The sequence below is a fragment of the Enterococcus sp. AZ163 genome (assembly GCF_050498925.1).
GTDB classification, from domain to species: Bacteria; Bacillota; Bacilli; order Lactobacillales; family Enterococcaceae; genus Enterococcus_A; species Enterococcus_A ferrettii.
Genome location: NZ_JBIPAO010000010.1, coordinates 1 through 10,392, shown reverse-complemented (window position 1 = coordinate 10,392; position 10,392 = coordinate 1). Strand labels below are relative to the sequence as shown.

The window sequence follows — 10,392 nt, the reverse complement described above, 5'->3', positions numbered from 1 at the left end:
CCTTTATATGATCTATATACCATCGAATCAACAAGCGTTTCTTTTGGTGGCTTAGGTATCAACATGAGCGAACACCTCGATACAACAAGCCGGTTCCTTCCAAGAAAACATATACATCATCAGGAACAAGCGACTTACTTTCATTTGCCCCACTGGAATTATAGCGGCTGCCGTTTGATATTGACGTAGAGCCAATCTGGAAGCTCTGTGGCATCTTGTTTAACGATTCGAAGGTATCAGCATCCATTTCCGTAAAGTAGTTTATCTGAGCTACCAGAGCCTTCTTGAAACGACTCGAACGAAACTCTACATCTGCGGTGATATCATTTCTAATATAGAAATTGTTGGTAATGTTTTCTAATAGAGCCTCAGCCTTCATGTAGAAATCGGCAAACTTCTCTTCTGAAGCTCTGCCACCTAACTCTTTATATTCTTTAAAATTGAGATAACTCATGATCTCCCTCCTCAGAAAGAAAGAGAGCCAAAAGCTCTCTTATAATTTATGTTGAATAGCAACTAAGCCGATTTGTTTGTCTTCGTAAACTTTTTCCCAGTTTTTAGGATTAGACAAATCTTTATTTGTCGGTGTGATTTCACCAGATTCACGATCGGCATTTGTAAATTTAACACCGTATGGGTGCATTGTGAACGCTCGACGTGTATAGACTTCATCATTACCCTTTTTAGCATTACGAGCTTTCTCGAAGCTTGTAAGCTTTGCAGGAGTGCCTGTGTTTCGCCCAATTGCACCTGAAGCAAACAGGTAAGAAGTGTAAACTTTAGCGGCACCTGTGCCACTCGCTGGTACTCCATCGTCAATCACGACTTGATAGCCTAAATAAGTAGGAATATTTACTTCTCCACGAGCATTAGGAATAAAAGCAATCAAGTTTTGCTTTTGTAATGCCGTGTAAACTGCCGAATGCATAACGATCATGCTTAAACGATCAGCGGAATCTCCTAGCAGTTGTTTAGCATCCAAAACTAATTCACCCGAAATAGACGTTGTTTTTTTCGCTAACAAATGCGTTCCATTTAATGGCCCAGCAGGAATGGAAGCTCCTGTATCCGCATCTGCAAATAAGCCATTTAATACATTAATAAGAACGTGTTGTTCCCGACGTAACCACCAAGAAGCAATTTTACCAAGTAGTGCCCCTAAAGGATCATCACCGGAAATAACTGCTGCTAGTTCGTTAACAGACCATCCACGTCCACGGTACATTACTGCTGCAATATCAGCGCCAGCAGTGATCTTACCTGTTTCTAGCTCCTTTTCTCCGTCTCCAAGTGTTTCATCTTCACCATCCAGGTCATTCCAGAATGGCATATTGACTAATAACCCACCTGCAGTAATATTTTTTGATACTTCCGCGTCTGCAACCGCAACTCCTGACTGGATGATTGCGGATTTTTCCTCTGTGAAGTTATCCATATACGCATTGAATACTTCTGGTGTAACAACATCTAGTAATTTAGTAATTTCATTTGCCATGAATTATTTCTCTCCTTCTTTTTGTAAAAACTGTGTTAAATTGAAAGCTTCAGACTTCATTTGTTGTTTCATCGTTCCAGAAGGTTCTTGAGCCCCCTGAGGATTACCGCCGACAACGATTTTGGGTGTTGCTGGCGTATTTTCTTCTTGCTGAAATAAAAATGTCTTACTTTCCTGCAATCCTTTTAATTGTTCCTCAAATCCTTGCAATTTGCCATCAACGACCTTAATTGTGTCTTTGTCTAATTGACTTAACACAATGTCTTCGTCTAACGCCTGTGCTTCTTTAAGCGCTAGTTTGATAGCAAAGTCTTTTTGTTGCTCTGCGAGTTTCGTTTCAGATTCAGTTTTAGCAGAATTGAACTTTTCTTGTAGGTCAGTTAGTTGCTGGGTAAGTTCCTCATTCCCCTTTGCAGACTCCTTTAGTGAATCTAGCTCGGTTTGATTGGTTGCCAGCTGCTCCTTGAACTGGTCACGCTCTTGCTCTGCAGTAGCTACGCTTTTGTTCAATTCATTAACTGTTTGACCATGTAATGCCATGATTGAGCCGATTTGTTCATCTGATAAACCTAATTCTTTCAACTGTTCTCTTTTCATATCCTTCATCCTTTCGAGTTTTGACGTGGCTACGACCACGATGGATTGAACAGTTTAACGCCATGTTCAGGGCAAAATAAAAAGCCTTAGCGATTGCTAGACTTCCATTTCATCAATAAGTTGTGATTTAGCTACTTCCATCATTCCGATAGCGCCTAATGATGTGCTTTGAGTGTAAAATGTCGATATGATACCATTTTGATCTACACCGACCACTACAATACTTTCTGCATCTACGAAGAATTCTTTAGATTTATCCATAAATTCTTCATTCGATACGCCTCGCTCTTTTTTTCGTTTTAACTCTCTAAATTCCATGCTGCCTCCAACTAGCCTTGACGCGGCTAACGAGATTTAGGACCACCAACCAATCCGGCACTATCTGCCTGTGCTACTGCCTGTTGTTTGTCCGGTGGTTTCTTCTTCATTTCATTGATAAGGTATTTCTGATAATTTTCATCAAGTCCTTTGAAAAACTCCATGAAATCATCTTGTGAGTTGCGTTGTTTTACTTGTTTTTGGGTTTCCATCAACTTCACTCCCTATTCGTAATTCTTTTTCAGTTCATCCATTTCCTTCAGGATCAATTCTGCAAGCTCTGCCTTCTTTTTACCCGGCTTAGTGTGCTGCTGCCTAACCATTAATCCGCGTATCCTTTTATTGGTGTAGCTATGAGTCACTTTTCCATTGCATTGCTTACATTCAGCGTAGTTGTGTTGAATGCCCTCACCTAATTTGTCCTGTTTCATAATCAGCGGTGTTAATTCACTACAAAAGCCGCATTGAAATAGTTGTTCTGCCATCTTTGCCCCTCCTAAAAGTCGTCATACCGGAAATCCTTCAGCAAAGTATTAAGCGGCGTATAGACTTTCTCACGCTTATAATTCCTGCTTAGGTACTCGTTTGAAGCTACAAGCTCTCTGGTTCGTTTCTGCATCGCTCTAACCTTACGACCCCACTCAGCCGCGTTGTCAGTGTGCCCCATAGCCTCAGCTACCATCTGATTCTTTTTAAGCTTAACAATGGCGCGTTCTAGTTCTCGCTGTTTCTTCATAAGCTTAGAGACTTCCGCATTCTCCTTTGCATCATAGGAAGGCTGGTTGTTCGTATTAACGCCAGGTATAAATGGAATGTGCAAATGGTTGCAGTTTACACCTCTATGACCGCCTGGAGTTCCATATTCAGCCTTCCAATACGGATCGTAAATACTTTTATACTCACTTCCAGGTGGCACGCTATCTCTTAAATCAACAACATGACCTTGAATAAGTGAACAAGCTGGACGTGCCCCCATGTGACTCGTGACAATCACCGTGTGAACGCCATATTCAGCCATACGGTCTTTTCGTAAAGTGTCATACGTATTTGCTAACGTAGATTTTAAAACAGTTCTAACATACCGCTCTATGCTCCAAGAATGCCCGCCTTTATCAATAAAAGCACTGCGAATGCCTTTCTGGGCTAATTCTTGGATCGCTTTTTCTAATGATTTGTCAAAGTTCAATAGTCCTGCGTTAAACAATGCTTGCGTTCGCCGCAATACTCCTTGGTAGGCTAGTGTTGCTGCTCCTACGCCGTAGTTAGTCGTAACAAGCGTTTGATTGACTAAATTATCAATTCCAGACCATGATTGATCCGCGTAACTCTTGATGATATTGTCCAAGTTGCTCGGCATCGGCTTGGTTTCATACGGCATAATCTTGTCAATATCGGTCACCGTCTGCTTGCCTGCAGCTTCAAACATCTTGTTAATCTCTGACTCGGCAACTCCTGTGACCTTGGCTAACTCCTTAATGACCTCATTGTTGAATAGGTGTAAATCCTTCAAAGCATCTGTTTGCCATTCTAAAATGTCTGTATGGCCGCTAGACAACCTCTTAATCATAATGCGGAGTATTTCACCCTCTAAGGAGTTGTAAAGTTCAGCAAAGTTACTGGACCATAAGTCTAATTGGTGAGGTGTGATCATTACTCATCATCCCCTAGCTCCTGTCGTTCCATAAAAGCTTGTATCTCGCTTTGATCCAATCCTGTTTCTTGCATTTGAATCAGTTGATACCACTCATATGATTCTTCCTCAGTAATTTTGAAGATTCCCTCTAGCGCTTTAGTGATTGGAACTAAACCAGCTGTCTTGGCTTTACTGAAGAAGTCTAACTTCTGATCCAAACTCTCAAAGATTCCATCATCAAAATCTACGCTGATTTGTTCGAAACTAGGTATTTCACCTGTATAAAGCTTTACCCCGTTTTCTAAGACAGTCCCTGATGCTAGTTCAAGAACTGATACGACTAATCCTTTGATAAACTTCTCTACTTCGTTGCAGTGCATGTTACGGGTTCGATACGTTAATGAGTTCTCACTAACAATCTCGGTTGCCGTCTTTACTGACTCGCCGTCAAAACTAAACGTACCTACAGATAACTGCATCTGCATTTCTAGTGTCTTCATGAACTGATTAATAGCTGTGATGTATTGATCAGCGCGAATGTCGTTAGTGATATCCTTGATTAATTCTTTATCATCATCCATCCTCATAGGGCGATAGATATTTACATCTGGATCAAACACAGGTTGTAGTGAGTTGCCTTGTTCATCAGGTACATAATTCAATACATGATCGCTAACAACGACTGTCCGCTGCCCCATTCTAATTTCCCAGTTGAATTGGTCATAGGTATCATTAATCTGCTTAAGCGTGTTTACAGCATTGTCACATATTCCAATCCCGAGAGGACTATACAGACTAAAGTTATTGAAGCCAGCAGGTTTTAAGTAATTGAATAGTGGCTTTTTCATAAACTCTAAGGTTGCTGTTTCTTGCAAACCCTTATACTGCCCTTTATGCCCCAAAGGTACTCTCGAACCATAACTGTTAGCATCTTCTGAGCGATAAAGCTCATTCGTGATAACTACCTTCCCGTTTTCCCATTCATGGAATTCTAGCAAAGTGTAGTAAATTGTCTTATCTTGTTCTACTTCCAAGGTCTTGAATACAAGAACGCCCTCAGCAATACCATTTGAAGTCGAACGTAGAGGATAAAAGGCATTTGCTAGTGCCCAAGAGAATTCCATTTCACCAGTAGCGGTGTCAACATATGGCCTAACAGCTAAACCACCAGCAACAAACATTGGCTCTAAATACTTAGAAAGATTTTTTTTGAAGTCGTTGTGTTCAAAAACATGCTTGATATAATTATCCGCTTCGTCTATATCAACGGATATTTCAACCTGTTCATTAAACACTAGACTTGCCAGCATTTCAGCGGTAAGTTTTCGCATATTGATAGTCATGTAATCACGACGTTTTATCTCGTTGTTCGAATTGATATAAACGATCTTGTCATACTCGTTGCGATATTCTCGAAAGTCACGCTCAATCCGCTGCAACTCGATAGGATCGATGTTTACTTTAGGATGGTCATTGATTGAATTTAGTGTTTGTCCTGTCACAGCATAGCCCCCTCTCTTGAATAAGTTTTTAATATTTTGAATTACTCCCATACACTTCACCTACCTTTTCAGCTTCCAAGCCCGAGCATTATCTAAACAAGCATATTTGAAGGCATCTACGCTGTGATCAAACTCCTTCAATACTTTAGGATCGTCACTATTTAAATAGCGTTCATCAAACTGATATCGCTTGTGTTCTTCAATAAAAAGAGTCAGGTCATCGCAATTTGATAACCCGGTTTTTATTGTTGGCACTAAATAGTAAAAACGCCCCTGAGCAAGTAAGTCATGGACGTAATCAATCATATCTATATTCTTTTTCTTTGCTACTGGATGCCAGCGCTGCCCAAAATCTTTGAAATACTGATTTCTTAGACCTCCTTCAGCAGAATCAATCGTTCGCTGCATAATCTTTGCATTGCCTATTGAGTGATGATTAGCCGTCTTAGTAACGAACTTATGCAATTCGCTTGATAAGTCACTAGGCGCTTTTTTAACAGCCTTGCCTTGTGGCGAATAGTAATACATATTCAACAGAATGACATCGCCTTTTGCTGTGAGTCCAAAACAAAGCGATACTGTAGCTGATGTTTGATGACCAACGTCAGTAGCATAGTACAAACTGACAATCCTATCATCATCCGGCAGCTCGTTTAACGGTTGGAATAAGTTGATATTGTAAACATTCGTTCCAAGTCCTACAGGCTCACCTAGATACAAATAGCGGTAATAATCGAAGTCATTTTCTTTTACCCGCTCTATATCGCTTAGCATTTGTCCTGTAACAAACCCTAGTTTGTCATCTAGATAACTTGACTCATGTATTAAGTAATCAGGATGGCCTTTTAACGTTTCTACCCATTCATTAATCCATGAGTAAGGATTCCTAGGAGGGTTGTATGACCAAAAGAATTGAACCTGCATAGCTAACGGATGCTTTTGCCGCATGAACGTTACATTTGATTGGTCAAAATCCTCAGCATCTTTAAACTCAGCTGCTTCCTCATACCAGACAGCAATTATATTGCCAATATCGTTTGATTTAAGCTTTTGAAAGTCATCTTGCCCGTAGAAGTAGAAGGTTGAACCTGTCTTCTTATGAGTGATCTTAAAGGGCGATACAGTAAAGCTGAATTGACTTGAGATAAAGAATTTACTCAAAGCCCACTGTATTTTTAGATAAACACTATCTCGTATGGTATTAGCGACCTTACGTATTACTACAACGTTAGCTTTCTCCCCTTTAAGCAAATAGGCTAACATTTTGAAAACTAACAATAAGGCAATCACTGAGGACTTGAAAGAGTTACGCCCGCCTTTTAACACCACATAAGGCTTCTGGTTCGTCCAAACTGATTTGAAGTGTGGGTTTACTTCCTTCTGAATGTAGATAGTCTTACTCATCACTACCACTCCACTCATCAATAATGGTAATACCTGCGCTACCTTCATCATTACCTAATAAATCTAATCGTTTCAGCAAAGATTCACCTGCTTTGATCACATCACTAACTTTTGTAGGGTAAGCTACAATCTTAGGCTCTTCAGTCTCTACAGTTTGTTTTTTAAGCTGCTTATCTTCTCCAACGGGAACCCACTTTTCTTCTTTAGACCTAAGAGTGACAACTTGATGCTCGCTCTCTTGCCTATTAAATATCCTGGTTAATCCCTGCAATATTTCTTGCTGGGTAGCAACCTTCCCGTGAGCTAACACGCGCATACGATCATCAATGTAATTCTTAATACCAATATTTCCCAATAGTTTATATCCTAATGAGTTCGAATAACTTTCACTGTAACCGGCTTTAATAGCCGATTGATAGATATTAGCAGACTCGATATAATTGTCAGCAAACCTTCTTTGTTGTTCGTTAATACCATAGTATTCCAACACATCGGTTATATCTTCAGTGCCATCATTCTCTATTACGAGTTGCGCTTGTTCCTTGTGTGCACCCTTTTCCTGTTTTGTGTGCACACTCTTTTTCTTTCTAGGTGCGCCCTTATTCTGTTCCTGCTCTTTCCACTTTCGGGTCTTCCATGACTTTACTGTGTTGATAGAGACACCGTGCTTTGCGGCAATCTCTTTATACTTCATACCTTCTTGGTAATCTTTATATGCTAACTCCCATTTTTCCACATCACACGGCACCTCTCTTTCAACGCAAAATAAAACAGCCTCACGAGGAGACTGTTAGATGATTTTCAAGTAATTGCTAAGCAAAGTTGCATGGTAAGATTTTCCAGATCCTGTGTTTGTAAATATTAATGCTGACTCTTGTCCAGGTTCAGGTATAACTCTTAGTATATCCATTCTTTCTAATTCTCCCAAAAGATCTTTGTTAAAAACATAATCGGATTCACTCAGCATAATTTGATAAGTGTTTCCAACTCTTGCCTCTGAGAAGAAAACTTTGAAATAATCCACCTTTTTCTCAAGTTGCTCGACTAAACTTTTTGCTTTATTGAGGAACCCATATTCATATTCAAAATCAGAAATTTTATCACAAAGATCATCTAGTTCATATAATCCTACATTTGTTGGGTCTGCTCCCGCACTTTCTGCTATCGCTCGAAAAATACGTTTTACATGATCTGGGTTGCTCAAAGATAAACTTTGTAGCATATCAGTAGGACTTGGCAACTGATCAATCAATAGGTTAGTATGGCAGGCAGGAATTACTTTTATGCCCTTCATCCATCCAGCTCCCATTTCAAAATTAATCCAAGGTCTTTTTACCGAATCTTTACTACACAATGCAATCATTATTGATGCATTGTTTAAAGCATTAGTTATTTGGTTTAACCACTCAGCCCCAGCGCTAATACTTACCCCGTCTGAAGACACAAAGACTTCAACAAAGCCTACAAATTTTTTCTCTATTTCTTCTTTTAACATAACCGCTAGTTCTGATTCTTCGCTGATATGACTGATAAATACAACTACTTTTTTCATACGATTTCCTCCTTTATAGGTTTTATCGTATGTTTGTAGGAAATATTTGTCAAATCCCATCTTTATTACCTCCTTGTAAACCAAAAAAGACCGCCTAAGCGATCTTGTATGTATTGTGCAACCTACATAGCACTTTCGTTGTGCTGCTCCTCCACGAACCACTTGTATCATCGGTTGCTAAAGTCACTGGCAAGGAATCGAACCTTGCATGCGGTCTTTTTCTTCACGATTTGAGTATAATGTTCTCCAACTGAAGCCACTTTTTCGGCACGTAGTCTCAACTCTCGCATGACCGCAAACCGTTAACTGTTGCATCCTCGTGAATTTGTATTTGCGTCTACCCTTTCCGCCACAGCGACAAAACAGGCAGCACGTGTCGAAATAAAAAGAAAGGAATGTCTCATCTCCTTAGATTTATTTTGTGCTGCCTATATTAGCTTTCCACCTCTTGCTAAATCGCTATACTTAAAAGGAGTAGTCATGTCTGACAGTTTTCGTTGGTGTTCAATTTGCTTGAGGTGGTCTGCTAAATTTCTACGCTATCATATTAACACGAAGGATGTACCATTGTGGGGCGCGTTTTGGGCACGTCAAAACCAATTAATTACAGTTTCGATGCCAAAGGTATACTTAGCAACCTCCTGTATCCCTTTGTCTAGCCGACGCTTGATTGTTCTACGGTCACAATCGTAATGTGTTGCGATAAACTCATCTGACAGCGGCCGCGGCACTAGGTATTTCATCTCAAGTAGCTTATACCCATCAGGATCTGACTCCTTATAGGCCATTAGAGCAAAATCAACATGCTTCATAATTTTTACTGTCTTGGCCTTATGCTCTAACAGGCTGTTCACATCGAATCGCCAATCAAACCAGAACGAGCCTACTTCTTCCTCTACCTGCTGATCCACAATTTTACAATGCGTTTTCAGTTGATAATAATTCTTTAGCACTTCCCTGATATTGTGATAGGCGTTGTTTCTTACGGCACGCCGCTTCTTTTCTTGCGCTGCTGTCATCTTTTCGACTACAGCATCCACAATCTTGTTCATTGACTTCTCAGACAATTCGATTACTTGCGTTTCCAATAAAGCTCCCCCTTCTTTGCTATTGTTTATAGGTCAATTCCTTGCGCTCTTGCTATAATGCGGTGCTTCAACTTTTCAGCCTCCAGATTCTTTATTTGGAGGGTGATCGCTTCGCGTGCAGTAGTGTTCTTACTTTTACGAAACATCATTCTGAGCTCCTCGATTTCCGTGTTGCATTGCTCAAATCGAGTCTTAATTTGATCTCTCCCCATGTAATATTCTCCTTTCAAGCCGACGTTAGTGGAATGGTTAAATTCCGATTACAGGTATCTTTACACCCGGCTCTTCGTCATCCTCTGCAGTACCTACCATAGAATCAACTTCGCTAATTGATTTCAACACTGGTGCTTCACAAAAATTCATATCTACTACAAAAACCTCGGCATTGCCGCCGCAAGCATCTCTCATAACTAATAACTCGCATATTAAATCATCAACTTTCATTGCTGAGCCTCCTACGGTAATCCTATCCATGTGACAATCACTTTTTCCCACGGGTACTGGTTAACACGTTCTTTGGCACGGTCTTCGATTGTCCGCCACATTGGATGGCTTTCATGGAATAATTCCGCTGAATCCTCAATATTTTCTACTTCATTTTCGATAAGTTCTTCTTCATCGCCAGATTTGAAATAAATTTTTTCACCATTATTCCAGATATAATCTACTTCGGATTTACCAAACGAACCTGCCCAATGGCAGAAATCATCTCCTGCCACAACTTCGCCATCAACCATCGGTAAAATTTTCAATTCAGGATTTTCTTTGATTAAATTTATCAGGATTGTGACATTTTCTTTTTG

The 10,392-nt window shown here is 40.1% G+C and carries 15 protein-coding genes; all 15 read right to left on the bottom strand.

What is annotated here, in order from left to right:
• Nucleotides 1–58: 58 nt before the first annotated feature.
• On the bottom strand, nt 59–454 hold the full coding sequence (locus IGI46_RS25830; RefSeq protein ID WP_429973661.1) for a hypothetical protein: 396 nt from the start codon (nt 452–454) through the stop codon (nt 59–61).
• A gap of 39 nt (nt 455–493) precedes the next feature.
• Nucleotides 494–1,495, bottom strand: a complete 1,002-nt coding sequence (locus IGI46_RS25825) for a major capsid protein (RefSeq protein ID WP_429973662.1) — start codon at nt 1,493–1,495, stop codon at nt 494–496.
• Nucleotides 1,496–1,498: 3 nt separating this feature from the next.
• Nucleotides 1,499–2,092 carry a phage scaffolding protein gene (locus IGI46_RS25820; RefSeq protein ID WP_429973663.1) on the bottom strand — a complete coding sequence of 198 codons (594 nt, stop codon included), beginning with the start codon at nt 2,090–2,092 and terminating at the stop codon, nt 1,499–1,501.
• A 96-nt stretch (nt 2,093–2,188) separates the two neighbouring features.
• A complete protein-coding gene (locus IGI46_RS25815) occupies nt 2,189–2,410 on the bottom strand; it encodes a hypothetical protein (RefSeq protein WP_429973664.1) in 222 nt (73 codons plus the stop codon).
• Between the two features lie 26 nt (nt 2,411–2,436).
• Nucleotides 2,437–2,622, bottom strand: coding sequence for a hypothetical protein (locus IGI46_RS25810; protein ID WP_429973665.1), 186 nt, complete (start codon nt 2,620–2,622; stop codon nt 2,437–2,439).
• Nucleotides 2,623–2,634: 12 nt separating this feature from the next.
• A complete protein-coding gene (locus IGI46_RS25805; RefSeq protein WP_429973666.1) occupies nt 2,635–2,895 on the bottom strand; it encodes a hypothetical protein in 261 nt (86 codons plus the stop codon).
• A gap of 11 nt (nt 2,896–2,906) precedes the next feature.
• On the bottom strand, nt 2,907–4,061 hold the full coding sequence (locus IGI46_RS25800) for a phage minor capsid protein (RefSeq protein WP_429973667.1): 1,155 nt from the start codon (nt 4,059–4,061) through the stop codon (nt 2,907–2,909).
• Nucleotides 4,061–5,545 (bottom strand): phage portal protein, encoded by a 1,485-nt coding sequence (locus IGI46_RS25795; RefSeq protein ID WP_429973668.1) that lies wholly within the window; start codon nt 5,543–5,545, stop codon nt 4,061–4,063. Before IGI46_RS25795 ends, IGI46_RS25800 begins: the two co-directional genes overlap by 1 nt.
• Before the next feature lie 60 nt (nt 5,546–5,605).
• A complete protein-coding gene (locus IGI46_RS25790; RefSeq protein WP_429973669.1) occupies nt 5,606–6,949 on the bottom strand; it encodes a PBSX family phage terminase large subunit in 1,344 nt (447 codons plus the stop codon).
• A complete protein-coding gene (locus tag IGI46_RS25785) occupies nt 6,942–7,685 on the bottom strand; it encodes a terminase small subunit (protein WP_429973670.1) in 744 nt (247 codons plus the stop codon). Before IGI46_RS25785 ends, IGI46_RS25790 begins: the two co-directional genes overlap by 8 nt.
• Before the next feature lie 54 nt (nt 7,686–7,739).
• Complete coding sequence (locus IGI46_RS25780; RefSeq protein ID WP_429966165.1) at nt 7,740–8,561, bottom strand: toll/interleukin-1 receptor domain-containing protein; 822 nt, start codon at nt 8,559–8,561, stop codon at nt 7,740–7,742.
• Between the two features lie 530 nt (nt 8,562–9,091).
• Complete coding sequence (locus IGI46_RS25775) at nt 9,092–9,589, bottom strand: hypothetical protein (protein ID WP_207702682.1); 498 nt, start codon at nt 9,587–9,589, stop codon at nt 9,092–9,094.
• 26 nt (nt 9,590–9,615) lie between these two features.
• The gene (locus IGI46_RS25770; protein ID WP_429973671.1) at nt 9,616–9,801 is read right to left on the bottom strand and encodes a hypothetical protein; all 186 of its coding nucleotides are present in this window, start codon (nt 9,799–9,801) and stop codon (nt 9,616–9,618) included.
• 37 nt (nt 9,802–9,838) lie between these two features.
• Nucleotides 9,839–10,033 (bottom strand): hypothetical protein, encoded by a 195-nt coding sequence (locus tag IGI46_RS25765; protein ID WP_429973672.1) that lies wholly within the window; start codon nt 10,031–10,033, stop codon nt 9,839–9,841.
• A gap of 11 nt (nt 10,034–10,044) precedes the next feature.
• Nucleotides 10,045–10,392: hypothetical protein (locus tag IGI46_RS25760; RefSeq protein WP_429974621.1), on the bottom strand; the 348-nt coding region annotated here is incomplete at its 5' end.

Excerpts from the sequence above, each read along its gene's own strand:
- IGI46_RS25830 (WP_429973661.1), bottom strand. The coding sequence starts at position 454 with ATGAGTTATCTCAATTTTAAAGAATATAAAGAGTTAGGTGGCAGAGCT.
- IGI46_RS25825 (WP_429973662.1), bottom strand. The coding sequence starts at position 1,495 with ATGGCAAATGAAATTACTAAATTACTAGATGTTGTTACACCAGAAGTA.
- IGI46_RS25820 (WP_429973663.1), bottom strand. The coding sequence starts at position 2,092 with ATGAAAAGAGAACAGTTGAAAGAATTAGGTTTATCAGATGAACAAATC.
- IGI46_RS25815 (WP_429973664.1), bottom strand. The coding sequence starts at position 2,410 with ATGGAATTTAGAGAGTTAAAACGAAAAAAAGAGCGAGGCGTATCGAAT.
- IGI46_RS25810 (WP_429973665.1), bottom strand. The coding sequence starts at position 2,622 with ATGGAAACCCAAAAACAAGTAAAACAACGCAACTCACAAGATGATTTC.
- IGI46_RS25805 (WP_429973666.1), bottom strand. The coding sequence starts at position 2,895 with ATGGCAGAACAACTATTTCAATGCGGCTTTTGTAGTGAATTAACACCG.
- IGI46_RS25800 (WP_429973667.1), bottom strand. The coding sequence starts at position 4,061 with ATGATCACACCTCACCAATTAGACTTATGGTCCAGTAACTTTGCTGAA.
- IGI46_RS25790 (WP_429973669.1), bottom strand. The coding sequence starts at position 6,949 with ATGAGTAAGACTATCTACATTCAGAAGGAAGTAAACCCACACTTCAAA.
- IGI46_RS25780 (WP_429966165.1), bottom strand. The coding sequence starts at position 8,561 with ATGGGATTTGACAAATATTTCCTACAAACATACGATAAAACCTATAAA.
- IGI46_RS25770 (WP_429973671.1), bottom strand. The coding sequence starts at position 9,801 with ATGGGGAGAGATCAAATTAAGACTCGATTTGAGCAATGCAACACGGAA.
- IGI46_RS25765 (WP_429973672.1), bottom strand. The coding sequence starts at position 10,033 with ATGAAAGTTGATGATTTAATATGCGAGTTATTAGTTATGAGAGATGCT.